The following is a 26171-nucleotide window of genomic DNA, read 5'->3' on the forward strand; positions in this document are numbered from 1 at the left end:
TAAGTTGTTGTTAAGGCTATTTGGCTAAATCCGTTTCCTCTAACAGGGCATCTGTCAAACTAAAAGACATATCCGCAAACTGATTGATAATAGAAGCCCAAATTATGGATTACTTGCTTAATTAAGCAACAAAATCCACACTATGAAAAAGCTTTTACTTTTACCAACAATAATCTTGTCGGCGGTCTTGTTCTTCGTCTCCTGTTCCAAAGAAGATAGTCCAAGTACTCCCGAAAAGGAAGGACCAAGTATTTTAAGTTTTACCCCGCTATTTGGGGAAGTGGGAGAAACCATTTGGATTACCGGAAAAAACTTTGGTAGTACCTCATCAGCCAACACGGTAAAAATAGGGAGTGTGGTGGCTCCAATAAGCAGTTCCTCCACCACTGAGATTTTTGTGACCGTCCCAGAGGGCGCTGTAAGCGGTGCCATAAGCGTTACCGTGGATGGGGAAACTGATACCGCTGGGGGTTTTACCGTTATGGAAAGCCTTCCGGAAAACAGTATTTCCCTGAACAAGAATACTTTGGAACTTTTCACCCTGGATAGTGAAACCCTAATTCCTACCATTGTGGGAACGGCGACGGCCGCGGATATTGAATGGACCTCAAAAGACGAGGCAATTGCCATTGTTGATGAAAATGGAAAAGTTACGGGTGTTGCGGAAGGAAGCGTAATCATTACCGCAGATTTGGGCAATGATGCTTATGTTGAATGTATGATAAAAGTTAACCCCAGTGTTTTTATATCAGGAAGAGAAGATAACGGTAACGATGATATAGCCATGATATGGAAGAACGGAACACCTATCAATTTAACGGATGGAAGTGCAGCAGCACAAGCAAACTCAATTTTTGTGAATGGCACCGATATTTATGTAGCAGGTCAAGAAATAGAAGGAAGTAAAGAGGTTGCCAAGCTATGGAAAAACGGACAAGTACTCTACAATCTTACCGACGGAACTGAAAATGCATACGCTTATTCCGTAGTAGCGAACAATACTGACGTCTATGTCGCAGGAAGAGAAGCTAACAATGAATCCTTCAATACATTTAGTAAAATTTGGAAGAATGGTCAACTCCTTTATAATCTTACAGACGGCTCTAAAATTTCAGCGGTGTATTCGCTTTTCCTTAATAATACTGATATCTATGCTGCTGGATTTGAGAGAAATGAAAATGGTATGGACATTGCCAAACTATGGAAAAATGGAGTTGTAACAAATATTACCGATGGATCCAATAGTGCCAAGGCATATTCAGTTTATGTAGATGGAAATGACGTTTATGTAGCTGGAAATGAGGAAACGGAAAACGGGGCAACTGCAAAAATTTGGAAAAATGGGGTTCCTTTATATAATCTAACTGATGGTTCTACATATAGCTACGCAATATCTTTAGTTGTAAAGGGCACAGATGTGTATGCTGCCGGAGCCGAGGGTAACGCCTTGTTTGTATGGAAGAACGGACAAATTCTTTATAACCTAACTGATGGTACCAACCCAGCTATCGCAAACTCTATTTTTATAAATGGAACTGATATCTATGTAGCAGGATATGAGGAAAGTGTAAACGCAATTGATACAGCCAAAATGTGGAAAAATGGTGTTGCCACAAATTTAAGTGACGGAGTCACTCCGGCCAGGGCCTTTTCGGTATTTGTAAAATAGTCATGGAATGTATCGTCTAACTACATAACCCCCGAACAAGTTTAGGTTATTTCTTTTTATAAAGAGGTACCGAAGAACATGCCTCTCCATACATGACGCTTTTTGCAACAGCTTGAATTTTAGACATTGCCAAGATATAGGCGTTTTCAGGAACTGGTTTGTTGGAACACCCTTTAATGATAACTGGTTTATCCTCAAAACTGGAAACATCCATATCCTCCAAAAGGGTTTGATATAAGGATAATTCTAAATCGTCCAAGCTTCCAATTACCACTTTTTTGGAATAGGGATTGAGTTTGGAGGCGACCAACATATAGGCCCATCCTGGGACAATTGCATCAGTGGAACAACCCAACGCAACATAAGCGTCTGTATAAGCTGACCAATCATGCTCTTCCAAGTGTTTTCTGAATTCCTTCTCCCTTAAAATAAAACCTTCGTGAAGCCAATCTTTTATATCCAACACAACTCTTTGGCCTTTGGGGTATAGCTCCTCAAGGTCAAAAGTTATTAGTTTACTTTGTGCTACTCTGTTTACTATTTCAGACATATGAATTCAGATATCTTATTTTACTTAAAGCATTCCCAACTCCAATTTGGCTTCCTCGCTCATCAACTCTTGGGTCCATGGAGGATCAAAGGTAATCTCAACTTCAACATCTTTCAACGCGTCCAACGATTTAACCTTTTCTTCTACCTCAACTGGCAATGTTTCTGCTACCGGGCAGTTAGGTGATGTTAAGGTCATTAGAATTTTTACATCATTATCCTCATTTACGAATACATCGTAAATAAGACCCAACTCATATATATCAACCGGAATTTCTGGATCGTAAATGGTCTTTAAGACCCTTACTATTTTCTCTCCCAGTTCTTGTGTGTCTATTGTGATTTCTTCGCTCATTTTTCTCAATTTAATTGTGTTTGATAAGCGATGGCATACAATTTTAATTGCTTTACCATACTCACCAATCCGTTTGCCCTTGTTGGCGAAAGATGCTCTTTAAGACCTATTTCATCAATAAAATCTGTGTTGGCATCGATAATATCTTGCGGCCTCTGATTGCTAAATACCCTAATCAAAATTGCAATGATTCCTTTGGTGATTATCGCATCGCTATCCGCAGTAAAAACTAATTTATCAGTATCCAGTTCTGCATGTACCCACACTTTACTCTGACAGCCTTTGATGATATTATCATTGGTCTTGTATTGCTCATCAATCAGAGGAAGTGATTTCCCCAATTCGATCATGTATTCATACCGTTGCATCCAATCATCAAACATGGAAAACTCATCTACAATCTCTTCTTGAATACTTTCTATGGTCATCTGTCAGTTTTGTTCAAAAATACAATTAGGATGATTGTTAGTCAAACGTTTAAGATAAAGATAACTTCTACGCTAAAGCAACATATTTTTAGCTCGTTTTACTCCTTCAACCAAAACATCAACTTCTTCTTTGGTGTTATAAAAACTGAAGCTAGCTCGAACTGTACCCGGAATTTTATAAAAATCCATAATGGGCTGTGCACAATGATGACCAGTGCGAACGGCTATGCCCAATTTATCTAAAATAGTTCCGATATCATACGGATGGATTCCATCGATATTAAAGGAGATAACAGAAGTTTTGTTTTTAGCGGTTCCATAGATTTTTAAGCCATCAATGGCAAGCAGTTGCTCTGTAGCATATTGAAGCAGTTCTTCTTCATATTGGGCAATAGCTTCAAAACCTATGCTGTTCATGTAGTCCAAAGCAGCGCCAAAAGCTATTCCGCCACAAATATTTGGGGTTCCCGCTTCAAACTTATGCGGTAAATCTGCGTATGTAGTCTTTTCAAAAGTAACCTCTGCAATCATCTCTCCTCCTCCTTGGTATGGTGGTAATTTATTTAGCCATTCCTCCTTGCCGTATAGCATTCCCACTCCGGTTGGACCACAAACCTTATGTGCCGAAACGGTATAAAAGTCAACATCCAGAGCTTGCATATCCGCTTTAATATGAGGAGCGGCCTGAGCACCATCAATTAAAACAGCTGCGCTAACTTTATGGGATGCATCAATGATCTCTTCTATAGGGTTTACGGTTCCCAAGGCATTGGAAACATGGTTGCAAAACACCAACTTGGTCTTGTCTGAAAGCAGGGCATGGAATTCTTCCATGACCAACTCTCCTTTCTGATTCATGGGGATTACCTTCAACACCCCTCCTGTACGTTCGCAAAGCATTTGCCAAGGCACAATATTGGAATGATGTTCCATTGCCGAAACCAAAATCTCATCACCCTCCTTTACAAAAGATGTAAATCCGTTTGCCACCAAATTGATACTATGTGTAGTTCCCGAAGTTAGAATTACCTCATGGGTTTTGGCAATGTTATAGTGTTTCTTAATTTTAATTCGTGCCGCTTCGTAAGCATCCGTAGCCTCTTGGGAAAGACTATGCACTCCACGGTGAATATTCGCATTGTAATTTTGGTAATAGTCAACAATAACATCGATAACCTGTTGTGGTGTTTGCGATGTAGCAGCATTATCCAAATACACCAAAGGTTTTCCATTAACTTCTCTATTTAGAATGGGAAAGTCTTTGCGGATGGTTTCAATATCTAAAGTTGTTTGTATCATTGCTCGGATTTCCCTTTAATAAGAAGAAAATATCTAGTTACAAATCAAATCCAACCCGAACACCAAGCTTGTTGGCAATAATCTTGTTGATTCTGGTCTTCAATTCTGGAATGCGAACACTTTCCAAAACATTATTGGCAAAAGCGTACATTAACAAGGCCACTGCTTCCTTTTTAGGGATTCCTCTGGATTGCAAATAGAACAAGGCATCCTCATCTAACTGGCCAATAGTACACCCGTGCGAGCATTTTACATCATCTGCAAAAATTTCCAATTGTGGTTTTGTGTTGATAGTGGCCTTATCGCTAATCAGTATATTATTGTTCTGCTGAAAGGCATTGGTCTTCTGGGCAATCTTGTCTACAATAATTTTTCCATTGAAGACTCCTGTAGATTTCTCGCCAAAAATTCCTTTATAATCTTGGTGACTTTCACAATTGGGTTGTGCATGGTGTACCAAAGTATGATGATCTACATGCTGTTTTTCCCCCAAAATAGTTACTCCTTTTAACACCGAGTCCATGTATTCCCCATTCTGATAGAAGTTTAGATTATTTCGAGTCAATTTTCCACCAAATGAAAAGGTATGGACACGAACTACACTTTTATCTTTTTGGGAAATATAGGTGTTATCAATAAGCGATGCTGTATTCTCATCATTCTGAACCTTATAGTAATCCACATTGGCATCCTTGGCCGCAAATATTTCGGTCACGGAATTGGTAAGCACCTCATTGCCCGTCAAACTTTGATGACGTTCTATAATCTGAACTTCAGCATTCTCCTCAACAATTACCAAGTTTCGAGGCTGCAGCATCAAAGCAGCTTCATTACCCGTGGCCAAATGCACTATTTGAATAGGCTTTTTGGGCACTTTATTCTTTGGAATATAAATGTAAGCCCCTTCTTTACTAAAAGCCGTATTCAATGTGGTCAACGATTCGTCTTTTGACGCCACTTTGTTGAAATATACATCTATGATCTGTTTGTATTGTGGTTTGGTCAATGCGGCACTCATTAAACAAACATCCACTCCATCGTGTGTGGTTTCAGACAGGTATGAACTATAAACCCCATCAATAAATACAATTTTATAGGTATCTATTTCATGAAGAAAATATTTTTTAATGTCCTTGTACTCTAACGTATTTTCTTTTTTTGGAAAAATACTGAAGTCCACTTTTTGAATAGCGTTCAGGGAAGTATATTTCCAAGCTTCTTCTTTCTTGGAAGGAAAGCCCTTTTCTTCAAAATTCTTGATGGCTTCTGAACGAACATCATGTACTGGATGATCTAAGTCCATATTGTTCTCAAATGCTATGAATGAAGAAAGTAATTTATCTTTTAAATCCATTTTACATCAATTGGCATTAAACAACCGTTTCCTGCTTTATCCAGTCGTATCCTTTCTCCTCCAACTCCAGAGCCAACTCTTTGGTCCCCGACTTTACAATTTTTCCGTCATGCAAGACATGTACAAAGTCTGGAACAATATATTCCAACAATCGTTGATAGTGGGTTATCACGATTATTGCATTGTCTTTTCCCCTAAGCTTGTTCACCCCATTTGCAACAATACGAAGTGCGTCAATATCCAATCCTGAATCTGTTTCATCCAAAATGGCGAGTTTGGGTTCCAACATTGCCATCTGAAAAATCTCATTTCGTTTTTTCTCTCCGCCGGAAAATCCTTCATTAAGGGAGCGTGATAAAAACTTTCTATCAATCTCCAACATTTCGGATTTCTCACGAATCAGTTTCAGCATTTGGTTGGCAGGCATATCCTCCAAGCCTCTTGCTTTTCTAGACGCGTTAATTGCCGTTTTCATAAAATTGGTCACAGAAACCCCAGGAATCTCAACTGGATATTGAAATGATAAAAAGATTCCCTTATGTGCTCTTTCTTCTGGATCTAATTCTTCTAAATCTTCACCATCCAAAGCAAGGCTGCCCTTCTTTATTTCGAACTCTTCTTTTCCTGCAATCACAGATGCCAAGGTGCTCTTGCCTGAGCCATTTGGCCCCATAATAGCATGAACTTCTCCTGCGTTCACCTCAAGATTGATTCCGTTCAAGATTTTCTTATCTTCTATGCTTGCGTGTAAATCTTTAATTTCTAGCATCGTATTCTTCTTCAATAGTGTTTAATGGTTATCCCACTGAGCCTTCAAGGCTTATTTCCAATAATTTTTGTGCTTCCACAGCAAATTCCATTGGAAGCTTGTTCAAAACTTCCTTGCTAAATCCGTTTACAATCAATGCGATGGCTTTTTCTGTATCAATTCCACGTTGATTGCAATAGAAAATCTGATCTTCTCCAATTTTACTGGTAGTAGCTTCGTGTTCTATTTGGGCCGATTTGTTTTTTGCCTCTATGTACGGAAAGGTGTGCGCTCCGCAAAGATTGCCCATCAACAAGGAATCACATTGTGAAAAATTTCTGGCATTTTCCGCCCTACTGTTCACCTGCACCAGGCCACGATAACTGTTTTGTGATTGTCCTGCTGAAATTCCTTTGGAAATAATGGTACTCTTGGTGTTTTTTCCTAAATGAACCATTTTGGTCCCAGTATCTGCTTGCTGAAAATTATTTGTCACAGCTATGGAGTAAAACTCCCCAACAGAATTATCTCCCTTAAGAATGCAAGAAGGATATTTCCAAGTTACCGCAGAACCTGTTTCGACCTGTGTCCAAGAAATTTTTGCATTCTTCTCGCACAGACCTCTCTTGGTCACAAAATTGTAAACTCCACCTTTTCCTTCAGAATTTCCAGGATACCAGTTCTGTACGGTTGAATATTTTATTTCCGCATCATCCAAAGCAATAAGTTCTACAACCGCGGCATGTAACTGATTTTCATCTCTTGATGGTGCTGTGCACCCTTCCAAATAACTTACATAGCTACTTTCATCCGCAATGACCAAAGTACGTTCAAACTGACCGGTACCTCCTTCATTGATTCTGAAGTATGTGGATAGTTCCATTGGGCATTTTACCCCTTTTGGAATGTAACAAAAAGAACCATCAGTAAATACCGCTGAATTTAAGGCCGCATAGAAGTTGTCTGTTTTGGGAACAACGGTGCCCATGTATTTTTTTACCAGTTCCGGATGTTCCTGGATTGCTTCTGAAATGGGCATGAAGATAATTCCCTTTTCTGCCAGGGTCTTTTTGAACGTGGTTGCCACAGAGACAGAATCCACAACAATATCTACAGCTACGTTTTGCAATCGCTTTTGCTCATCAACAGAGATTCCCAATTTCCGATACATTTCCAATAAATCAGGATCTACATCTTCCAATGATTTATTAGGGTCTGCAGCTTTAGGCGCTGAATAGTAACTAATTGCTTGAAAATCCGGCTTCTCATAATGAACATTTGCCCATTCTGGTTCTTCCAATTTTTCCCAAACACGAAAGGCTTCCAATCGCCATTCCGTCATCCATTCTGGTTCGTTCTTTTTCTTGGAAATTGCACGAACAATCTCTTCATTCAGTCCCTTTGGAAAAGTATCCGACTCAATATCTGTGTAGAAACCATATTCATATTCCTTGGTTTCCAGTTCTTTTTTTAATTCTTCTTCTGTGTAAGCCATCTTTTCTCAATTAATTAATTGGCAACAACGGTTAAAGTGAAAAACTTTCTCCGCATCCACACGTGCGTTGGGCATTTGGGTTATTGAAGACAAAGCCTTTTCCATTCAATCCGCCTGAATATTCCAAAGTGGTTCCCACTAGGTATAAGAAGCTTTTTTTATCAACGATAATACGAACTGCATTATCTTCAAAAATCTTATCTGTATCAGTTGAAGCTGTATCAAACTTTAATTCATAGGACAATCCACTACAACCTCCACTTTTCACACCTACGCGCACATAGTCTTTAGAAGCATCAAAGCCTTCTTCCGTCATCATTGTAACCACTTTTTGTCTGGCTGTCTCCGAAACTTTAATCATTCTTACTTGGATTTAATCTAAATAGCTAACAAATATACTTCATAAGTAGGGTTTTACCACGATTCCTAACATTATTATAACGAATAACCCGATAGTGTTTTTCTATGGAAGATTGGGTTACTTTATTTTAATAACGACCATGTCCGTCATTCCCTTTGATTCAAGGCCTACAAAGTCTTCACTGGCGGTTTCCCCTACTAAGATCAGGCTTCCATCTTTAGTCTCCAAAGCGTCGAATCCATAGTCCAGCCCAGAACCTCCGATTGATTTTTGATATTGCAGATTTCCGCTGGCATCGATTTTTATAATCCAAAGGTCATTTTCTCCATTATTTTCATTGGTATCTCCGTCGGAACTTTTTGAATTTCCCGCAACAACGAATCCACCATCCAATGTGGTTTTAATCCCTCTTGCAGCATCAAAACCCATCCCTCCAAATGATTTTTCCCAAACTAGGTTTCCATTATCATCTATTTTGATGACCCAAACATCGGATTCTCCATTGTTCTTTGAAACATCAGTGTCCATACTAAATGTATTTCCTGTAATCGCGTATGCTCCATCTGCTGTTTTGGCAATATCATATGAAATTTCTATTCCAGTACCTCCAAGGGATTTTTCCCAAAGCATGGTTCCATTTTCGTCTACTTTAACCACCCAGAAATCGTAGCTCCCTTTGGTATTTGATATATCAAAATCATCACTTTCGGAAAAACCGGCCATAACAAAACCCCCATCATCAGCTTGAACCACGCCATGCGCACGATCGTTATTTGTTCCGCCAAAGTATCTGCGCCAAACTAAATTACCAGATGCATCAAGCTTTGTTCCCCAAAACTCACCAACCCCATGTCGAGTTAGGTATGATGTTCCTTTTCCAAAATTTCCTTCTCCTTCAGAAAGCGTCACATCCAAAAATCCTGCAAAGAAAAATCCTCCATCAGTTGTTTCAATCACATCATAACTATGGTCATGCCCAGAAAAGCCAAAACTCTTTTCCCATATAATATTTCCAGATGCATCCAATCGAAGTATCCAGTTGTCATGAAAGCCTTCATTGTTGCTTCCATCACCATCATCACTCATAGCATAGCCCACTATGGTAAAGCCTCCATCCGAAGTTTGTATTACAGATTGTCCTCTGTCATCTTTACTCCCTCCATATGTTTTGCTCCACTCAAGATTTTCATCTACATCAAATTTTAGCAACCAATAGTCGTTAACAGCAAGCGTTTTGCCTTGTAAATCACCATCAGTACTATTACTAAATCCTAGCACTGCAAATCCTCCATCTGAAGTTTGAACAATAGATTGCGCGGTATCCTCTCCGGCACCCCCAAAATTTTTGATCCAATCCACTTCTCCCAAAAAAGTAACTTCATCCAACGCTTCTGATTTGGAATCATCATTCGTACAAGACCAAAAAACAAGCAAAAGAAAAATCATCAATATCTTTTTCATAGCTGCCTTTTAATTGGATTTTTGAACAACAAAAAATCCGGAATTAATGTCGTTTATGATAATCTTTCCACTTTCAAAAAAGGGATAGACGCTCCACACACCATCAAAACGAGCAGTATTATTTGAAGGGTAGGTATCAAAAAATGCTTTTTCGGTTATTGATTGGTTTTCAATATCGGAAATATCCAATACTCGCATTCCCGCAGTATAATTGGCCAAGAAAAACTCATCCCCCAAAACATAACCATTATGGTCTATGGCACTTGTGGGTCCAATATAGGTGGTGTGAAGAACTGGGTTATCCAAATCCGACATATCGAAAACGAGGGTTCTGGAATTAAAGCCAAACATTATTTCATCTAATTCATCTCCTAAAATAAAGTACCGATGGTCTTCCGTAAACCATCCTTGGTGGGTGTAGGCAATGTTTCCATATCCCAACGTAGCAATCTCTGTTGGACTGGCTTTATCCGTAATGTCCGCTATGGCAATTTGATCTTCATTGGCCCCAATAAAAATTTCTCGGCCTGTATAATCCGTATCCGGCCCAGAATAGGTAATAACTTGGGCATCGTGCGTATACCCATTGTCACCATAGCCTCCTATTTCATTAGGACTTGTTGGATTTTGGATATCTATGAAATGTACTCCGCCATTGAAGTCGTCATTTCTTGCGGTTCCAACAGGATAGGCAAAGCCAATATCTTCGTTGATTACAATATTATGGGCGTTTCCTATTCCGGTATATCTGGCATCTTCCGTAAAAAGTTGTGGTGGATCCGTTACATTTCTAAGTTTTGTTAAATCAAAAACTTGAATACCATGGTTTGCTGCTTCGGAAACAATAAAAGCATGATTTCCATATACCTTAACATCCCTCCACCCACTAGAGACCGTGGCAGTTAATAATTTTCCTAGGTAAACAGGGTTTGTGGTATCTGTAATATCAACAAATGCAGTGCCGTTATCCAAACCAATCAGTGCATATTCTCTACTGTTAACTGTGTCCGTCCATCCCCAAATATCATTGCCTTCTCCTCCTGCAAAAGCATCTAAATCCATTTGAAATAACAAGTCGTATCCGTTGCAAGGGTAAATTGAAGCTGTTCCACCTTGGCAGGGGGTTTGGCCCAATGTTACTTCTCCTGTACCAATATTAACATCATCCGTAAGGTCAGGCTCAGTTTCAGAAGATAGGCTGTTGTCACTGGAGCATCCAAAAACCATGAACACCCCAATCAAAACCAATAGGGTAGGTCTCAACATTTGTAGCAATTTTAAGTTTCTTTTAAAGATACAATTTATAATTATCCTGTTTATTTTTGCGGAATGATAGAAGATAAGAATCCACAAAGAACTACATTGGAGAATCTAGGAGAATTTGGGTTAATAAAACACTTGACCAAAAACTTTGGGTTAAACCAAGGTTCGTCTGTTGTTGGAGTTGGTGATGATGCGGCGGTTCTAGATTTTAAAGACAAGAAAACGATTGTAACTACGGATATGCTGGTTGAAGGTGTCCATTTTGACCTTAGTTATATGCCGTTAAAGCATTTGGGTTATAAATCTGTCGTTGTAAATCTATCGGACATTTATGCCATGAATGCAAAGGCCACACAAATTACGGTTTCCATTGCGGTTTCCAATAGATTTCCACTAGAAGCTCTTGAGGAATTTTACGAGGGTGTTGCCATGGCCTGCCAAATTTATAATGTGGATCTGGTTGGAGGGGATACCACCTCATCCACCACTGGAATGTTAATCAGTGTAACAGCTTTGGGCACTGCGGAGGAAAATCAGATCGTTTATAGAAATGGTGCAAAACCAAATGACCTTCTCGTTGTTACTGGAGATTTGGGTGCAGCCTATTTAGGACTGCAAGTTTTAGAACGGGAAAAAGAGGTTTTTAAGGTAAACCCAAACAATCAACCAGACTTGGAACCTTATTCCTATATAGTGGAACGCCAACTAAAACCCGAAGCCCGAAAAGATATTGGAGAGTTATTGGAAAAATTAGAGGTGAAGCCCTCTGCCATGATTGATATTAGTGATGGACTGTCATCAGAAATCTTGCATTTATGCGAACAAAGTGACGTAGGTTGTAATCTTTTTGAAGATAAAATTCCACTTGATCCTACGGTCATTTCTGCAGCTGAAGAGTTTAAAATGGATTCCACCATGATTGCCTTGAGCGGCGGAGAAGATTACGAGCTGTTGTTTACGATTGATCAGAAAGATTTTCCAAAAATAAAAGGCAATCCCAATTTAACGGTGATTGGACATATGACAGAAAAAGGAGAAGGAGCTAATTTAATTACGAGGGGAGAAACAAAGATTCCTTTATCTGCACAAGGTTGGAACTCCTTTACATCATAAAAAAATCCCGAAAACCAAGAGCATTTCTTGCTAAACCGTCTTGGGGCACAGGACTGAATAGACTAAGCGCTTTCTTAATCTCCGGGAATAAACCTTGAAATTATTTCTAGAACGTAGGACTTGTTTTAAGCTACTTGAGGAACTTGTCTGTTCTGTCTCTTACGATACATATCTTCTAAAGTACTGTTGATGTCCTGCATTTGAGGTGTTAATGCAGAAAGTTTGCCACTTACATCTGTGGTAACTTCTTTTTGACAATGTAAACATTTGTACTCTTTGATGTGCTCTGTTACTTTTCTGGAAACGGTGTAATGGTGTCCGAATAAGCTACAGAAAAAAGAAGAAAATTTGTTGCCATGTTGGGTAGTAGTTGTCTTCATAAGCTGGTTTTGTTTGGGAGCGCATTAGTACGATTTGGGGTCGAAAAATGCAAAAAACATTTTACTTTAATTCTACTTTATATGAGATTGGTTTTTAATTCGTCTATTATTTAAGCAACGCCTGTTAATAACTTTTTATTTTATCAATATTTTTTCAAAGCTATTTTTTCGATGAAATACACACTTATCGATAAAAAGTTATATTCGAGCGATGAAAAGCAATCCTTAAATATAGTTTTTTGATTTATTTTAACAAAAAAATTATTAACAATATATGAGTCGGAAATCAATTGCGATAACAGCTTTTGCACTTTTTTCACTTTTCTTTGGTGCCGGCAATCTTATTCTTCCCCCACAATTGGGTTTTAAGTCGGGAGATTTATGGTGGTTAGTGGCTTTGGGATTTTGTATTTCCGCAGTCCTTATTCCTATATTGGGAATTTTGGCCCACGCCAAGCTTCAAGGCACGATGTTCGATTTTGCAAAAAAGGTATCCCCATTATTCAGCGTAGTGTATTGTTATATAGTGTATGCCATTTCTATTGCATTGCCCTCACCACGAACAGCTTCCGTTACCCATGAAATGGCCATTCAGCCCATTTGGGATTCATCTTATCTTTTTACAAGCATTGTCTACTTTGCTTTGGTCTATATTTTTGTCGTGAATCGTTCCAAGGTTTTAGATATCGTTGGAAAGTTCCTTACCCCCGGAATATTGTTGATTCTACTCCTTATTATAGGCGTCTCTGTCTTTACTTTGGATTTTGACTTTGGAATCTCCCAATTTGAAAATTCACTTACCTCAGGAGTCTTGGAAGGCTATCAAACTTTTGATGCCATTGGCGCTGTAGTAGTGGGTGGTGTTATCATTATTTCTATCAATCTAAAAGATAAATCGGCTTCCTATGAGGTTAAAAAAAGCTTGATTAGAAAAGCAGGTTGGCTTGCAGGCTTGGGTCTTTTTTTGGTCTACACAGGACTTATTATAACAGGAGCACTATTTCAAAATTCTTTTGATATTGAAATTTCCAGAACCGCGCTTTTAAGTGGCATTAGCCTAAAAACATTGGGGAGCACTGCCAATGTATTCCTAAGTATTTTGGTGAGCCTAGCCTGTTTTACAACTGCGGTGGGGATTGTTACCGGAACCGCTGATTTTATAAAAGGGCGTTTTAATGGCTCCCAACTAGCATATACCATTACTGCTATTATTGGATGCCTTTTAGGTATATTAATGGGTCAATTTAATGTAGGCTACATTATTGCCGTGGCACTTCCTGTCTTAATGTTCATCTACCCCATTACCATTGTTTTGATTCTTTTGAATGTTGTGCCGGAGAAGTTCGCAGCTCCAAAAGTATTTAGATGGGTGGTTGGAACAACGATACTATTTAGCATCCCTGATTTTCTGGGAAGCATTGGTTATGGAGATGCCATTGTCTCAGTTACTTCATGGATTCCCTTAAGGGAATACCATATAGGATGGGTATTGCCAGCTTTGGCGGTTTTTGTTTTGGGAAATCTTAGTAAACAAAAAGGGAGATAAACTTTTGGTTTTACACTGACCTTTTTTCATTTGAACCATTATTACTTATAGACAACTTAATGACCGGGCTCTATTCTTTCAATTGTTTTAGTCTATTAATTGCATTTTGGTTTTCAGGATTCAACTCCAATGACTTATTAAAATTAGTAATCGCATTTTCGAAATCTTTTTTGTTTAAATAGGCTTCAGCTAAACTATCATATAAATTCGCTGAATTAGGATAGATATGCACAGCCAATAAAAAAACATTGATACCTTGTTCCGTTCTTTCGGGGTCAAATGACAATCTCAATCCCAGGGTGTTTAACATCCCTTCTTCTAGTTTTAAATTTGGATGCCCTGACAATGTTTTTTTATATAGAAGAATTAAATCCCGATAATTTTGATGCAATGCCAAGTCATTGAAATCCTTATAATCAAATTCTGTCACAACAGATTTCTTCATTTTTTTTGAAATCATACTTTTCGAAAAACCATTTTTATCAGGACTATTTTCAATAAATTCCTTCGATTTCTCTTCGTTTTTCAAGATAGCATTTAGAAAATGCAGAGCATGTTCAGAAAGTTGTTTGTACGAAGCCATTATTTTATCGTCACTCTTATCTTGTCTTTTATCTCTGTTGCCAAACAAAACACCATAAGAACTAAAATTAGAATGGGTAAGGTCATGGAATTTGTAACTATAAACATTACTATACTTTAAAGAATCATATAGTTGGAACTTATGGTTTAATTCTGCTGGGATTTTGTCCTCTTTTAAAACAATTCCTGGTATATCCTTTTGGGCAAAGTGAATGTATGGAATGTTGATATTATCTAATTTAAAATAGGCAGATTTTTCTAACACATCATATCTATATCTTTCAGTTCCGTCAAGACTTACTATTGCACTGATATTCTTATTTTTCATAACCGTAATAGCATTGGATAGTCCGCCAAAACTAAATCCCATTAATGCAATTTTGTCCAAATCTATATTCTTGTAGTTATGAATTTCCTTTAGCAGGAATTCTACATCTCTAGATTGTGTTTCCATATCTTTTATAGTGCCTCCTTCTAACCATCTTGTATCTGTACCTCTTGATGGGCTTGATATCACTACAAAACCATTGCTTGCTAAATACTCAAACATTGCAAAATTTTCAATTGAAGAGGCTTGATAGCTGGGTGTGTAAAGGACAACAGGATATTTTCCTTTTAAAAAATTGGTGTCAGAAAAAGCAGTTGTTTTTTCAACTAAATGGGCTCTGTTTTGAGGTGTGTTCCATAAGTAAGGAAACCAATCCAGTAAAAATTCATTAGGTAAATTTTCCCATTCTTCCTCTTCTTTTAAAATCTCCAAATAATCTAAAACAGTTATTTGCTTGGAATTGGCATTTTTAATTTCAGATGGATACCAGATACTAATGGGTATTGGTCTGAATATAAATTGGTTGTTAAACTCATTTTTAACTTGATAGTTTCTTGTACTATCGATAACTGTGTAGTGTTTGAAACCTACTTTGTACTTTCCACTGTTTAGGTTAATTTTTTTTAATGAAGTCTGTCCATTTATTGAACATATTTGAAGGAATAAAAAAAATGCTAAAGTTAATGTCCGCATTGCTTTAGATATAAATATTCAATTCTAAAGATTAGGTGCATTAATATTTGTTACAGTTTTTAGTTTGCCGCTAAAGTTTAAGATATCAATCGTTTTAATAAGCTATATCAGCCGACAACAAGTGAAGTTAGCTGAATTTAAATTTAAAATCAAGGGAATGTTGATGGCTTGGACTCGCAAATAGATAAGGCGCTATTCGCACTAAACAAGATATAATAAGGCAAAAATATTTCGCCCAAAAAAGAATTTATTCCCTTTTAGGAAAAACCATATGGAATGGGTGTTACCAGCTTTGGTGGTTTTTGTTTTGGAGAATTTTGCTAAGAAAAAAACGAAGTAAATGCTTTGAGGATGATACTTTTCATTTCATGATATGATGCGTATCCTGATTACTCTACGCGAAGCTAAAGCGGATTAAGAAGAGTACTCATTGTACGCCCTGTTGTGCATAGTTGTTTTTTAACCTCACTTGGGTTAATTTAAGTCTATGCTTTCTTATGTGCTAATTCTAATTGTTTCTGGTAGGCTTCAATTCTTGCGTGGGCAGTTCCGTCTACTAATAAGATGACTATTAGCATAGCAATCGTTGTGATACTAATTGCTCTCCAAGTTGGTGTATTAATAAAAATAATTAGTATAGCGGCTACAATGATTATAATCGGAATAGCTTTAAAAACAACTGCCTTGTATTCATTTAAGGTTCTTTCAGTACGTAGAATTTCTGATGCTACAAATGCCGAGGCATCACTTTTGTAGGCAGTTTCAAATTTTGTGATTCTTGATTTATTGGTGAAAAATAACCCAAGACCTATGCTCGATAGCAAAACACCTGCTACCAAGGTTGGAATGATGTACGCTCTTGCAATATCCGTTTTTCCTAACTGCCAAAACCCAATACTTGCGATTAAAAATAATATTGCGAAAAAGATAAAGAATCGTGTTGAAAAGACTTCGGCTCTTGCCCATTCAGTGGCTAATTTTAATATTTCCATAGTTTAATTCATTTTATATTTTTCTCTGTATTCCGTAGGACTTACACCTTCTTTCTTTTTAAATAATCTTGAAAAATAGGGTGGATATTCAAATCCTAATTCATAAGCCACTTCTGCTATACTTTTATTGGGTTGCAATAAAATATTCTTTGCTTCATCTATCAAATGTAAATGCAGGTGCTCGGTAGTGGTTTTACCCGTTTCTTTTTTGAGTGCATCACTAAGATAGCGTTGTGAAACCGACATTTTATAAGCTATTTTTTCTATGCTAGGAATACCTTTTTCCTGTAGTTTTCCTGATTCAAGATAATCGGATATTAGTAGATTAAAGTGCTCCAGCAAATCATTAGAAAGCTCCTTTCGGTTTAAAAACTGTCTTTCATAGAAACGGTTGGCATATTTTAAAAGGGTGCCTAACTGAGAGATAATAATTTCTTTACTAAACTCATCTTGATTGTTTTGGTATTCTATTCCAATATTCTCTACAATGGATTCCATCTGCCTTTCTTCTTTTGGCGAAAGGTGTAGAGCCTCATTTACTGAGTAGGAAAAGAAGCCATATTTCTTTATTTGTTTTGCTAATCCTGTTCCTTTTAGAAAATCTTCGTGGAAGTTTATTGAAAAGCCTTTTTGCTCAAACACTACACTATTATCCCATTGCAATACTTGTCTTGGAGCAATAAAAATCAAAGCGCCATTGGTGAAATCATATTTAGTTCTTCCGTAGTTTAAATCTCCTTTTACAATCTTCTTCAAACTGATAGAATAGCAGTCGTTTGTAATGGGCGGTGAACTCTCTTTTGGGCAAGGCAGAAAACCTTCACCTTTAGCAGAAAACACACTCAACATTGGATGCTCTGGGCGTGGTAGCTCAAGATAATCCAAATAGGATGATAATGTTTTGAAATGTTTCATTGAACTAATTTAAAAATTCCACTTAAAGCCTGTTGCTTTTTCTGAGACAGTCCAAAGTTTAGTTGCAACCACTTTATCTTTTGCGTGTGGTTCTAATTTACATTCTCCAACCGGACCAGTCCAATAATTTCTTCCTGTAGGGCCATAAAAACCATCCTGGTCAAGGTTTTGCTCTGTAGCACACATCAATTGTGGATAAGCACCTTTTTCAGACGATTGAACAAATGGGGACAATTTCATAAGCTGCCAAATGAAACGGGTCATTAAACTACCGCTGGTTTTAATCAATGAAGTTCGGGAAGCTCCTGGATGACAAGCATACACTTTCACATTAGTTTTGCCAGCTTTTTTCAACCTTTTTTGTAATTCATAAACACACATAATCTGTGCTAATTTACTTTGGCTATATACCCCATTAGGGCTATAGTTCTTATCCCAATTCATATCGCTAAACTGAATGGATTTAATCCCTAAATTATAACCCATACTGCCTACAACAACTATTCGTCCTTTCGATTCTTCAATACGTGAGTAAAATAATCCTTGCAGTAAGAAGTTACCATAGTGGTTTACACCCAACTGACTTTCAAAGCCGTCAACGGTAAGTGTTTGTTTAGGCACTTGAGCAATTGCAGCGTTACAGATAAGTGCATCGATTTGAGGAACAGTTTTAAGAACTTCTTCTGATGCATTTTTTACAGAAGCTTGTTCTGCCAAATCCATTCGTATGGATGATACATCTATAGTATTACCAAGTTCTTGTTTCAATATAGCTATAGTGTCAGCAGATTTTTTTGGATTCCGATTAAGCATTACCACTTTTGCTCCCTTCGATAGCAATATTTTCGCGGCTTCAAATCCTGTCCCGCTCGTAGTACCTGTTATAACATATGTTTTGCCATTTAAATTTTCAATTCTATCAGGTGTCCATCCTTTTTTGCCGAATTTATTTGTATTCATTATTGCTTATTGTTTAAAAAGAATAGACAAAGGTAGAAGTGAATGTATCATAACCTCTTACACAGATTTTCGAATCTTGTATACTTTTTGGTTTTTTTTAATTACAAATGAAAGGTAAAGGGGACATGAATCCGTTTTAATGATTTACATCCAACAGTAAGTGAAGTTCGGGGGTTTTAATGTACAAATTCAGATTAAATAGGTATATGCCGCAATTGGAAAGTCAGTCTTACTCTTCCAATTGAATTAGACCCCTCTCACAAAAAGATCATCTCTGATTATCCTTAAAATTATTGCTTGTTTCGAAATTAATATCCCTCTATTCCATCAAAACCTGTAATTCGATAAGAACTCAAATACCATTCATCCTCCATATAAACCAAAATGTAATCACCTGAAAAACCTTCGCCTTCATCTTCTTCTGTAGTTACCAAATCCAATAGGTCATCTTTGATTCTTATAATATCATATTCCGCATTTCCATTTAAATCCACTTGGGTTATGCTTAACGTACCTGGATAATCTACATCTCCATAAGCCACAGACTCCACACTTACTATTATCTCGGAATTCTCCATAACCCTTAATACAGTCGGAGTGAGATACGAAACAAAATCAATATGCTCTGGAAGCTGAGTTTTATATATAATCGGAACTAGAGCCTGATCCAGTTCCCCTTCAACATTTTGACGTGGATGAAAAGTGAAAAACCTATCGCCAACAATTGAATCTATTCCCACTATTTGACTTTTATTTTCTTTGACGAAAAGTAATGAAAGTGGTGCACTGAATTTATAGGAATGAATAGGCACATCAAATTTTGAAACCCAATGTTCAGGATTGTAAAACCCGCTTCCAATTTTATCAACATCAACTTGAGATAGTTTTGCAAAATGAAATATTTCCTGCTTGTTGGTTAGAAAGGATTGCTTTTCCAGTGCTATTTTAGGCAATAGATGACCAACCAATTCTTTTGAAATAAAAGATGGCTTTGTGTTTTTGGGTAGATTCCATTTTGTACCCAACCATGGCCTTTTTATTGTAGTGACTTTTTTTAACAAAAATTCATTGACAAAATCGTTAATTGGCAGAGCATTACCGTTCTGCTTTTGTAAATCTAAAAATTGGTTTGAACTGTCTTTATTTTCAATCTCAGCACAACCACTTGAAAGGTAAGCTTCATTGTATTTCCGATATTGATTTTTGAATGCTTCGTCATCTGGATTAAAATCCAATTTACTTTTCGCGGCTTTCAGTATTTTCAATACATCTGAGCAACCAAGGTTAGTTCCATACGGACTATCATCATTGGTTATAATGACAAACACTTTCGGGTTTCTTTTAAGATGCTTAACCGTGAACGATATTCCAACATCTGGATAGTAGTTGGTACCGTCCAATTCAGGGTATAAATTGAAATGATCACTATCAAAGGCAGTCTGTACAGTCTCTTCTTTTTCAGTTTTGACCAAGGTTACATACCGTATTACAGGTTCTTGATTGTACATGTCGCCTGTTTCCTTTTTTTCAACAACAATACCTTCTCCAAATTCACCATGATCATAAATGAGCTTGTTTGCAAAATCCGAACCAAATATGAACAAGAGCAAGGCTACAAGTAGTAATAAAGAAGATCCCTTGGTTAAAATCTTCTTTTTTAAATTCGATAAATTTTTTGATTGCGCCAAAAATCGCATCAACAATATGAGCAGTACCGCAACCATGAGAAAAACAAAACGGTTGTGCGCCAAAACATAAAGCAATTCTATAAAGAAGTCCATAGCGTAAATAGAAATGTTACTGCATAACTCTAATTTATTGATTCATAAATCCGAGTTATCCTGGGAAATCTAAATTACGCGTGTTTTGTTTGAACCATTATGGCAAAATTGGTGAATACACAATTTAGATAGATGGTACGCTTTTTTCAATTAACAAGGAAGGAAGATTTTTTGCCTAGAAGTCAGGAATTCATCAATTCTTCAATTTCTTCAACCTCAATAGGGATATTCCGCATCAAATTAAAGGGCTCACCTTTTTCTTGGATAACCACATTATCCTCCAAACGAATGCCTATTCCTTCATCTGGAATATAAATGCCGGGTTCTACGGTAAAGACCATATTGGCTTTCATTGGTGTTTTTAGCTCTCCGTAATCATGGGTGTCCAATCCAATATGATGACTGGTGCCGTGCATAAAATACTTTTTATACGCTGGCCACTTTTCATCCTCGCTTTGCACATCCGCCTTATCCAATAATCCCAATCCCAATAATTCTGAGGTCATTAGTTTACCCACTTCTTTATGATACTCGGCCCAAATGGTTCCAGGCACGAGAATTTTTGTGGCTTTATCTTTTACCCGAAGTACCGCCTTATAAACTGCTTTTTGTCGATCCGTAAACTTTCCATTGGCAGGAATGGTTCGGGTCATATCGCTAGAATAATTGGCGTACTCAGCCGCTACATCCATTAGAATCAAATCCCCATCTTTTACTTGTTGATTATTTTCTATATAATGAAGTACATTGGCATTATTCCCAGCCGCAATAATTGGAGTATACGCAAACCCTTTGGAGCGATTTCTCACAAACTCATGAAGGTACTCCGCTTCCATTTCATATTCCCAGACTCCTGGCTTCGTAAATCCCAAAATTCTCCGAAATCCTTTTTCTGTAATATCGCAAGCCTGTTGCATCAAAGCTATTTCCTCAACCTCTTTTATGCCTCTGAGATGTTGTAAAATAGGGTTGCTTTTTGCCCATTGATGGGCGGGAAAATCCTGCTTGCATTTAGCAATAAAACGATCTTCACGGGTTTGGGTCTGAACCGATTGACGGTAATGCTCATTAGTATTGAAATAGATAGTATCCGCCTCTGTCATTAAATCAAAAAAGACTTTATCAAAATCAGAAAGCCAATAAATGGTTTGAATGCCAGAAACCTCCGTTGCTTTTTCCTTGGTCAATTTTTCACCTTCCCAAACAGCAATATGGGCATTTGTCTCACGAACAAACAATACTTCCCTATGGCTTCTGCTCATAGCATCCGGAAAGAGTACCAAAATAGTTTCCTCTTGATCGGCCCCACTTAAATAAAAAATATCTCTGTGTTGCTCAAAGGGCATGGTGCTATCTGCACTAATGGGATAAATATCATTGGAATTAAATACCGCAATACTCTTTGGCTGCATTTGAGCCATAAATTTTTTGCGATTTTTTATAAAGAGCTGATTACTGATCTGTAGATACTTCATTGAACCCTATTGTTTTCCCAAATGTAGAAATTTGGCTGTGGGGGCACAAACAAAAAAGGAGCCATTTAGGCTCCTTTATACTTTGTATAATTTTGATTACTTGGACATGGCGCCTTTTATAGCACCAACAATGGCCATAATTACACCACCTCCAACGCCGCCTCCGGCAACACTTCCAAGAATTCCTGACAAATCCATTCCTCCATCGGTTCCTAAGCCGAGCATTCCAAGCAAATAACCTCCTAGTCCTCCACCAAGGATTCCAGAAATGGAATTCCCCAATGTTCCTAAGTTTAGTTTAGGCAATAATTTTGCTGCCAGGTTTCCACCAACAGCTCCAGAAATTAGTTGAATAATCAACGGTAAATACTCTTCCATGTTTAAAATTTTAATGGTTATTGGAGGATAAATAAGTGATTTTTTGTCAATATTGCAAAAATTATGCTTTATAATTTACACTTTGTCAATTTTTATGAGCTAATGATTTCAATTTATCAGTTTGCTCCTGCGGTATCTTATTCATACCTTGACCAAAAGAATTAAACCCTGATTTTGATGAGAAACCTCCTGTTTTGTTGCTTGATTTTATTTTTCCAAACTGGTAATGCCCAGAAATCTCCTACCGCTTCACAAAAAGTAATGAATGCCTTGAAGCAAAAAAATGAAATGGCCAAAACCTCATTGGTAAAAAACATCCCCTTAACAAATATTGGCCCCTCAGTAATGAGCGGGCGTGTGGTAGATTTAGAGGTAAACCCTCAAAACCCTTCGGAGTTTTATGTAGCTTATGCCTCCGGCGGATTATGGCATACCTCTACCAACGGAATTTCATTTTCACCAATTCTGGATAATTCCAATACCCAAAATATTGGGGATATTGCGGTCGATTGGCCATCAGGCATTATTTGGGTGGGAACAGGAGAAAACAATTCTTCACGTTCTTCATATGCTGGAATTGGCATATTAAAATCAACGGACAAAGGAAAAACATGGGAAAATATGGGCTTGCCTGATTCGCACCATATTGGCCGAATAATAATCAATCCAGATAATACCAACGAAGTGGTAATTGGCGTAACGGGTCACCTCTACTCTCCAAATCAAGAAAGAGGTATCTATAAAACCCGTGATGGCGGAAAAACATGGCAACAGACCCTTTTTGTGAATGAAACTACGGGAATTATTGATGTGGCCCATGCTCCTAACAGTTTCAATATTCAGTATGCAGCAGCTTGGGAAAAAGATAGAAAAGCGTGGAACTTTAAAGGTAATGGCCCTGCTTCAGCAATTTATAAAAGTATTGATAGTGGTGATAGTTGGACTTTGTCCTCAACACCTGAAAGTGGATTTCCAACAGGGGAAGGTGTAGGTAGAATTGGATTTGCGGTTTTTGATGATAAAACCGTTTACGCAGTTCATGATAGTCAGTTTAGAAGAAAAAAAGGATCCACTGAGAAAAAGGAAGGGCTTACCAAGGACGATTTTAAAACAATGGATACTAAAACGTTCCTTGCCCTTGATAATAAAAAGTTAAATGAATACCTAAAATCAAATGGATTTCAAGAAAAATATAAGGCCGAAAATGTAAAACAAATGGTGCGAAGCAGCGCGGTGCAACCTGTTGATTTGGCCAAGTACTTGGAAAATGCCAATTCCGCCTTGTTCGATACTCCTGTTGTTGGCGCAGAAGTATACCGAAGTGATGATGCTGGTGTCACCTGGAAAAAAATGAATGAAAATTATATAGACGATTTGTTCTATAGCTATGGATATTATTTTGCCCAAATTCGTGTTGACCCCAACCACAAAGACCATATTTATTTAGCCGGTGTACCCTTGATCAAATCTGAAGATGGTGGAAATACCTTTGCATCTATTAGCAAAGAAAATGTACATGCCGATCACCATGCGCTTTGGATAAATCCAAAACAACCCGGACACTTAATCAATGGAAATGATGGTGGTGTGAATATCACGTATGATGATGGACATAGTTGGATGAAGAACAACTCCCCAACCGTTGGTCAGTTCTACGCCATCAATGTAGACCATGAAAAACCGTATAATGTTTATGGTGGATTACAGGATAATGGCGTTTGGAAAGGTGTCCACAACAACAAGGAGGACCGTAAATGGCAGCAAACCGGAAAAAATCCGTGGCAGACTATAATGGGTGGCGATGGTATGCAAGTACAAATTGACAACAGAAATTCCAATATTGTTTACACTGGTTTTCAGTTTGGAAACTACTACCGGTTGGATTTGGAAAATAACAAACGAAAATACATTCAACCCAAACATGAATTGGGAGAATCCCCATATCGATTCAATTGGCAAACTCCAATTTTACTATCGAAACACAATCAGGACATTTTGTATTTAGGGGGCAACAAATTACATCGCTCCTTAAACCAAGGAGATGATTGGGAAGTGATTTCTGATGACCTAACCCAGGGCGGAAAAAAAGGCAATGTAGCCTATGGAACCTTAACAACTATTTCGGAATCCCCTTTTAAATTTGGGTTGATTTACACAGGAAGTGATGATGGGCTGGTTCACGTTTCAAAAAATGGCGGAGGAAGTTGGGAAAATACATCCAGCACCCTTCCAAAAAATCTATGGGTTAGCGAAGTGGCAGCTTCCCAACATAAAAAAGAACGTGTCTATACTACATTGAATGGTTATCGCTTTGACGATTTTACACCTTATATCTATGTTAGTGAAGATTATGGAAAGAACTGGAAGAGCATAGCGAATAACATTCCCACTTCACCTGTGAATGCTTTGGTTGAGGATCCACAAAATGAAGATGTACTTTTTGTAGGTACGGACAATGGTCTTTATGTTTCTTTCAACCGTGGAGATTCTTGGGAATTGCTCCAAAATGGTATACCCAATGTAGCTGTCCACGATTTGGTAATTCAACCAGAAGTCAAGCACTTATTAATAGGAACCCATGGCCGAAGCATTTATAAAGTGGATATCTCTGCTTTACAGCAAATGAATTCAGAAGTTTTGTCCGATGAGTTGGTAGTTTTCAATGTAGATAACATTAAGCACAACAAACAATGGGGCAATTCGTGGAGTTCTTGGGCAAAACCGGATACTCCTGGATTGGATTTTTCATTTTATTGCGCCAAGCCTGGAACCTATGTTGCTAAAATCTTAACCATAAATGGTATAGAAGTCAGTTTTACTGAGGTGGCTGCTGAACAAGGAATAAATATCATCTCATATGATTTAGCTTTCTCCAAAAAAGGGAAAGGCAACTTTTTAAAGAAGAACAAAATGAAATTGACCGAAGCCAAAAATGGCAAGACATATTTGCCCAAAGGAACCTATGTAGCAGAAATTTCTGGAAATGGAAGTGTTGAAAAACTTGAATTTAAAATAGAATAAATTAAAGCATAATGTTATCTAAAATGAAGTATTTGTTGCCAATGTTAACCTTTATCCTTTTGGTACATTCAATGGCTGCACAAACGGAAAAAGCAAACTCCAAGTCAATAAAAGTTCTTATTGTTGATGGCCAGAACAATCATGTACAATGGCCTAAAATTACTTCCATGTTAAAAGATTATATGGAAGAAACCAATTTGTTTACGGTATCCGTAGCGCGAACTTTCTATACCTGGAAAGGAGAAGAGTTTATCGCTTCATTCCCAATTGATGGAGTTTCTACAACCACAGCTTTGGAAAAACCTAAAACCGACCCAGATTTCAGTCCAAATTTTTCTGAATACGATGTAATCATCTGCAATTTTGGTTGGAATGCAGCTCCATGGGCAACAGAAACACAAAAGGCCTTTGAGTCTTATATGGATGCAGGCGGAGGCTTGGTAGTTTTTCACGCTGCCGATAACTCATTCCCCAAATGGCCTGCCTACAACCGAATGATTGGTTTAGGAGGCTGGGGCAATCGCACTGAAAAAGATGGCCCCTATGTGTATTACAATGATGCCGGTGAATTGATTCGAGATAAATCCCCAGGTAAAGGAGGTGCCCATGGTCCACAAAGTGAATATGCCATTCGAGTCAGGAATACCGAGCACCCTATTACCAAAGGGCTACCAATGGAATGGATGCACACCAAAGATGAATTGTACAATAGCTTGCGAGGTCCCGCTGAAAACATGGAAGTTTTAGCAACAGCCTATGCTTCCAAAGAAAACAAAGGTACTGGACGGCATGAACCAGCTTTAATGGCACTTACCTATGGCAAAGGACGTATCTTCCATAGTATAATGGGGCATGCGGATTACTCTGTATCATGCGTAGGGTTTCTCACCACATTTTTAAGAGGGACAGAATGGGCCGCAACTGGAAAAGTTACACAGGCTATCCCGAATGATTTTCCTTCAGCAAAAAATTCCAGTAGCAGGACGGCCCCGACAAAGAAATAGTCGTTTTAAAATACCTTCCTA

At 37.8% G+C, this 26171-nt stretch carries 23 protein-coding genes; 5 read left to right on the forward strand and 18 right to left on the reverse strand.

Translation table 11 applies throughout. From position 1 onward, the window contains the following. Positions 1-142: 142 nt before the first annotated feature. On the forward strand, positions 143-1669 hold the full coding sequence (locus tag AAY42_RS11980) for an IPT/TIG domain-containing protein (protein WP_055395508.1): 1527 nt from the start codon (positions 143-145) through the stop codon (positions 1667-1669). Positions 1670-1715: 46 nt separating this feature from the next. Here AAY42_RS11980 and AAY42_RS11985 read toward each other — a convergent pair whose 3' ends face one another. The 10 genes from AAY42_RS11985 to AAY42_RS12030 all read right to left on the reverse strand — a co-directional run bounded on the left by AAY42_RS11985 (position 1716) and on the right by AAY42_RS12030 (position 10985). Then, on the reverse strand, positions 1716-2219 hold the full coding sequence (locus tag AAY42_RS11985; RefSeq protein ID WP_055395511.1) for a DUF2480 family protein: 504 nt from the start codon (positions 2217-2219) through the stop codon (positions 1716-1718). Between the two features lie 24 nt (positions 2220-2243). After that, positions 2244-2573 (reverse strand): SUF system Fe-S cluster assembly protein, encoded by a 330-nt coding sequence (locus AAY42_RS11990; RefSeq protein WP_055395513.1) that lies wholly within the window; start codon positions 2571-2573, stop codon positions 2244-2246. A gap of 5 nt (positions 2574-2578) precedes the next feature. Then, the gene (locus AAY42_RS11995) at positions 2579-3001 is read right to left on the reverse strand and encodes a SufE family protein (protein ID WP_055395515.1); all 423 of its coding nucleotides are present in this window, start codon (positions 2999-3001) and stop codon (positions 2579-2581) included. Positions 3002-3073: 72 nt separating this feature from the next. Next, a complete protein-coding gene (locus AAY42_RS12000; RefSeq protein ID WP_055395517.1) occupies positions 3074-4300 on the reverse strand; it encodes an aminotransferase class V-fold PLP-dependent enzyme in 1227 nt (408 codons plus the stop codon). 37 nt (positions 4301-4337) lie between these two features. Further along, the gene (gene sufD, locus AAY42_RS12005; RefSeq protein ID WP_055395519.1) at positions 4338-5654 is read right to left on the reverse strand and encodes a Fe-S cluster assembly protein SufD; all 1317 of its coding nucleotides are present in this window, start codon (positions 5652-5654) and stop codon (positions 4338-4340) included. A 16-nt stretch (positions 5655-5670) separates the two neighbouring features. Then, positions 5671-6423, reverse strand: coding sequence for a Fe-S cluster assembly ATPase SufC (gene sufC / locus AAY42_RS12010; protein ID WP_055395521.1), 753 nt, complete (start codon positions 6421-6423; stop codon positions 5671-5673). A gap of 28 nt (positions 6424-6451) precedes the next feature. Further along, the gene (sufB, locus tag AAY42_RS12015; RefSeq protein WP_055395523.1) at positions 6452-7897 is read right to left on the reverse strand and encodes a Fe-S cluster assembly protein SufB; all 1446 of its coding nucleotides are present in this window, start codon (positions 7895-7897) and stop codon (positions 6452-6454) included. A gap of 31 nt (positions 7898-7928) precedes the next feature. Then, positions 7929-8258, reverse strand: a complete 330-nt coding sequence (locus tag AAY42_RS12020; RefSeq protein ID WP_055395524.1) for a HesB/IscA family protein — start codon at positions 8256-8258, stop codon at positions 7929-7931. A 117-nt stretch (positions 8259-8375) separates the two neighbouring features. Next, a complete protein-coding gene (locus tag AAY42_RS12025; protein WP_055395526.1) occupies positions 8376-9719 on the reverse strand; it encodes a hypothetical protein in 1344 nt (447 codons plus the stop codon). Positions 9720-9728: 9 nt separating this feature from the next. Next, positions 9729-10985 (reverse strand): choice-of-anchor B family protein, encoded by a 1257-nt coding sequence (locus tag AAY42_RS12030; protein ID WP_055395528.1) that lies wholly within the window; start codon positions 10983-10985, stop codon positions 9729-9731. A gap of 63 nt (positions 10986-11048) precedes the next feature. On the opposite strand from AAY42_RS12030, the gene thiL reads away from it, so the two are divergent. After that, the gene (gene thiL, locus AAY42_RS12035; RefSeq protein ID WP_055395530.1) at positions 11049-12095 is read left to right on the forward strand and encodes a thiamine-phosphate kinase; all 1047 of its coding nucleotides are present in this window, start codon (positions 11049-11051) and stop codon (positions 12093-12095) included. Positions 12096-12220: 125 nt separating this feature from the next. Here thiL and AAY42_RS17965 read toward each other — a convergent pair whose 3' ends face one another. Continuing rightward, the gene (locus AAY42_RS17965) at positions 12221-12475 is read right to left on the reverse strand and encodes a hypothetical protein (protein ID WP_082433424.1); all 255 of its coding nucleotides are present in this window, start codon (positions 12473-12475) and stop codon (positions 12221-12223) included. Positions 12476-12749: 274 nt separating this feature from the next. On the opposite strand from AAY42_RS17965, the gene brnQ reads away from it, so the two are divergent. Continuing rightward, complete coding sequence (gene brnQ, locus AAY42_RS12040; RefSeq protein ID WP_055395532.1) at positions 12750-14021, forward strand: branched-chain amino acid transport system II carrier protein; 1272 nt, start codon at positions 12750-12752, stop codon at positions 14019-14021. A gap of 70 nt (positions 14022-14091) precedes the next feature. Here brnQ and AAY42_RS12045 read toward each other — a convergent pair whose 3' ends face one another. The 7 genes from AAY42_RS12045 to AAY42_RS12075 form a co-directional block, all read right to left on the reverse strand. Further along, positions 14092-15624, reverse strand: coding sequence for a prolyl oligopeptidase family serine peptidase (locus AAY42_RS12045; protein ID WP_055395534.1), 1533 nt, complete (start codon positions 15622-15624; stop codon positions 14092-14094). Positions 15625-16109: 485 nt separating this feature from the next. Then, entirely contained in the window at positions 16110-16616 is a 507-nt protein-coding gene (locus AAY42_RS12050) for a hypothetical protein (RefSeq protein WP_055395535.1), read from the reverse strand. 3 nt (positions 16617-16619) lie between these two features. Next, positions 16620-17531, reverse strand: a complete 912-nt coding sequence (locus tag AAY42_RS12055) for a helix-turn-helix domain-containing protein (RefSeq protein ID WP_055395537.1) — start codon at positions 17529-17531, stop codon at positions 16620-16622. Positions 17532-17540: 9 nt separating this feature from the next. Then, a complete protein-coding gene (locus AAY42_RS12060) occupies positions 17541-18491 on the reverse strand; it encodes an SDR family oxidoreductase (protein ID WP_055395539.1) in 951 nt (316 codons plus the stop codon). Between the two features lie 308 nt (positions 18492-18799). After that, the gene (locus AAY42_RS12065; RefSeq protein WP_055395541.1) at positions 18800-20272 is read right to left on the reverse strand and encodes a hypothetical protein; all 1473 of its coding nucleotides are present in this window, start codon (positions 20270-20272) and stop codon (positions 18800-18802) included. Positions 20273-20454: 182 nt separating this feature from the next. Beyond that, positions 20455-21747, reverse strand: a complete 1293-nt coding sequence (locus AAY42_RS12070) for an aminopeptidase P family protein (protein ID WP_055395543.1) — start codon at positions 21745-21747, stop codon at positions 20455-20457. 96 nt (positions 21748-21843) lie between these two features. Continuing rightward, on the reverse strand, positions 21844-22125 hold the full coding sequence (locus AAY42_RS12075) for a hypothetical protein (protein ID WP_055395544.1): 282 nt from the start codon (positions 22123-22125) through the stop codon (positions 21844-21846). Positions 22126-22302: 177 nt separating this feature from the next. On the opposite strand from AAY42_RS12075, the gene AAY42_RS12080 reads away from it, so the two are divergent. Together AAY42_RS12080 and AAY42_RS12085 are read left to right on the forward strand one after the other, a co-directional pair. Then, positions 22303-25146: a hypothetical protein gene (locus AAY42_RS12080; protein ID WP_055395545.1), complete on the forward strand. Its 2844-nt coding sequence runs from the start codon at positions 22303-22305 to the stop codon at positions 25144-25146. Positions 25147-25169: 23 nt separating this feature from the next. Beyond that, a complete protein-coding gene (locus tag AAY42_RS12085; protein ID WP_055395546.1) occupies positions 25170-26150 on the forward strand; it encodes a ThuA domain-containing protein in 981 nt (326 codons plus the stop codon). The last annotated feature ends 21 nt before the right edge of the window (positions 26151-26171 follow it).

This window comes from Flagellimonas eckloniae, from assembly GCF_001413955.1.
In the GTDB taxonomy this organism is placed as follows: domain Bacteria; phylum Bacteroidota; class Bacteroidia; order Flavobacteriales; family Flavobacteriaceae; genus Flagellimonas; species Flagellimonas eckloniae.

What these genes read in the sequence shown, in the direction of transcription:
- AAY42_RS12000 (WP_055395517.1), bottom strand. Translation starts at nt 4,300, where the DNA reads ATGATACAAACAACTTTAGATATTGAAACCATCCGCAAAGACTTTCCC.
- AAY42_RS11980 (WP_055395508.1), top strand. Translation starts at nt 143, where the DNA reads ATGAAAAAGCTTTTACTTTTACCAACAATAATCTTGTCGGCGGTCTTG.
- AAY42_RS12060 (WP_055395539.1), bottom strand. Translation starts at nt 18,491, where the DNA reads ATGAATACAAATAAATTCGGCAAAAAAGGATGGACACCTGATAGAATT.
- AAY42_RS12030 (WP_055395528.1), bottom strand. Translation starts at nt 10,985, where the DNA reads ATGTTGAGACCTACCCTATTGGTTTTGATTGGGGTGTTCATGGTTTTT.
- AAY42_RS12020 (WP_055395524.1), bottom strand. Translation starts at nt 8,258, where the DNA reads ATGATTAAAGTTTCGGAGACAGCCAGACAAAAAGTGGTTACAATGATG.
- sufC (WP_055395521.1), bottom strand. Translation starts at nt 6,423, where the DNA reads ATGCTAGAAATTAAAGATTTACACGCAAGCATAGAAGATAAGAAAATC.
- AAY42_RS12070 (WP_055395543.1), bottom strand. Translation starts at nt 21,747, where the DNA reads ATGAAGTATCTACAGATCAGTAATCAGCTCTTTATAAAAAATCGCAAA.
- AAY42_RS12025 (WP_055395526.1), bottom strand. Translation starts at nt 9,719, where the DNA reads ATGAAAAAGATATTGATGATTTTTCTTTTGCTTGTTTTTTGGTCTTGT.
- AAY42_RS12045 (WP_055395534.1), bottom strand. Translation starts at nt 15,624, where the DNA reads ATGCGGACATTAACTTTAGCATTTTTTTTATTCCTTCAAATATGTTCA.
- sufD (WP_055395519.1), bottom strand. Translation starts at nt 5,654, where the DNA reads ATGGATTTAAAAGATAAATTACTTTCTTCATTCATAGCATTTGAGAAC.
- AAY42_RS17965 (WP_082433424.1), bottom strand. Translation starts at nt 12,475, where the DNA reads ATGAAGACAACTACTACCCAACATGGCAACAAATTTTCTTCTTTTTTC.
- AAY42_RS11985 (WP_055395511.1), bottom strand. Translation starts at nt 2,219, where the DNA reads ATGTCTGAAATAGTAAACAGAGTAGCACAAAGTAAACTAATAACTTTT.
- AAY42_RS11990 (WP_055395513.1), bottom strand. Translation starts at nt 2,573, where the DNA reads ATGAGCGAAGAAATCACAATAGACACACAAGAACTGGGAGAGAAAATA.
- AAY42_RS12065 (WP_055395541.1), bottom strand. Translation starts at nt 20,272, where the DNA reads ATGGACTTCTTTATAGAATTGCTTTATGTTTTGGCGCACAACCGTTTT.
- AAY42_RS12075 (WP_055395544.1), bottom strand. Translation starts at nt 22,125, where the DNA reads ATGGAAGAGTATTTACCGTTGATTATTCAACTAATTTCTGGAGCTGTT.
- AAY42_RS12050 (WP_055395535.1), bottom strand. Translation starts at nt 16,616, where the DNA reads ATGGAAATATTAAAATTAGCCACTGAATGGGCAAGAGCCGAAGTCTTT.
- sufB (WP_055395523.1), bottom strand. Translation starts at nt 7,897, where the DNA reads ATGGCTTACACAGAAGAAGAATTAAAAAAAGAACTGGAAACCAAGGAA.
- AAY42_RS11995 (WP_055395515.1), bottom strand. Translation starts at nt 3,001, where the DNA reads ATGACCATAGAAAGTATTCAAGAAGAGATTGTAGATGAGTTTTCCATG.
- AAY42_RS12080 (WP_055395545.1), top strand. Translation starts at nt 22,303, where the DNA reads ATGAGAAACCTCCTGTTTTGTTGCTTGATTTTATTTTTCCAAACTGGT.
- thiL (WP_055395530.1), top strand. Translation starts at nt 11,049, where the DNA reads ATGATAGAAGATAAGAATCCACAAAGAACTACATTGGAGAATCTAGGA.
- AAY42_RS12055 (WP_055395537.1), bottom strand. Translation starts at nt 17,531, where the DNA reads ATGAAACATTTCAAAACATTATCATCCTATTTGGATTATCTTGAGCTA.
- brnQ (WP_055395532.1), top strand. Translation starts at nt 12,750, where the DNA reads ATGAGTCGGAAATCAATTGCGATAACAGCTTTTGCACTTTTTTCACTT.
- AAY42_RS12085 (WP_055395546.1), top strand. Translation starts at nt 25,170, where the DNA reads ATGAAGTATTTGTTGCCAATGTTAACCTTTATCCTTTTGGTACATTCA.